Origin of the sequence: Photorhabdus akhurstii (genome assembly GCF_018448925.1) — a bacterium.
In the GTDB taxonomy this organism is placed as follows: Bacteria; Pseudomonadota; Gammaproteobacteria; order Enterobacterales; family Enterobacteriaceae; genus Photorhabdus; species Photorhabdus akhurstii.
The window spans coordinates 1-337 of the sequence record NZ_RCWE01000142.1 but is presented as its reverse complement, the minus strand read 5'-3'; the positions used below and the strand labels follow the sequence as shown (position 1 = coordinate 337).

1 protein-coding gene is annotated in these 337 nt (G+C 52.8%); it reads left to right on the top strand.

Annotated features, from left to right (window positions below):
• The coding region (locus EAE93_RS24120; RefSeq protein ID WP_214040749.1) for an RNA-guided endonuclease InsQ/TnpB family protein at nucleotides 1-337 on the top strand (337 nt) is incomplete at both ends.

The following is a 337-nucleotide window of genomic DNA, read 5'->3' as shown; positions in this document are numbered from 1 at the left end:
TATCTCACTACGCTATCAAATCCAGCGGAGATAAGATGGCCAATCCCCGTCATCTTATCAATGCCGGCCGTAATCTGAGGCGTAAACAGAAGGCCCTCTCCCGGAAACAAAAAGGCAGCGCCAACCGCCGTAAAGCACGACAGAGGCTTGCCGCCGTACACGAGCGGGTAGCGAATGCTCGCGCCGATTTTCAACACAAACTCTCCCGAACAATGGTTGACGAAAACCAAGCGATAATTGTTGAGACGCTGAAATCGGCCAACATGATGAAGAATCCCAGGCTGGCTCGCGCTATCGGCGATGCGGGCTGGCATGGCTTCATCAAGAAACTGGAATA